General features: G+C 63.5%; 1 pseudogene. It reads right to left on the bottom strand.

Annotated elements, in window-relative coordinates:
- Positions 1 to 373 (bottom strand): annotated as a pseudogene (locus tag ACQRBV_RS27550) (cytosine permease); the annotation flags it as partial.

The raw sequence follows: 373 nt of genomic DNA, 5'->3' as shown, positions 1-373 counted from the left end.
CGGGTGATGAAGTAGTAGTCGACCAGGTTCACCGCGCTCCACGGGGTGAAGAAGGTCAGCAGGAACAGGATGAAGGACTTGAACGCAGCGAGGAACGAGTGCTGGCCGAGCAGCGCGATGAGCGTCGAGGCGCCGACGATCGCGAGGACGAAAAACAGGCGTTGCACGCGGGTGATCTCCAGTTGGCCGCGTACGCTGCTGATGATGGTCGCGATGCACATGAAGCTGCCGTAGGAGTTCAGCGTGGAAATGGTCACCTTGCCGAAGGCGATGCTGAAGTAGAGCAGCGCGGCGACGGTCCCGCTGCTGCCCAGGCCGACGATGTAGGCCACCTCGCGGCCGGCGAACTGGCCGTTGGCCAGGGCTGCGGAGA

It is taken from the genome of Pseudomonas sp. R11F (assembly GCF_050312575.1).
Classification (GTDB): Bacteria; Pseudomonadota; Gammaproteobacteria; order Pseudomonadales; family Pseudomonadaceae; genus Aquipseudomonas; species Aquipseudomonas palleroniana.
Note: the sequence above shows the minus strand (reverse complement) of the source record. Positions and strands in the feature narration are given on the sequence as shown.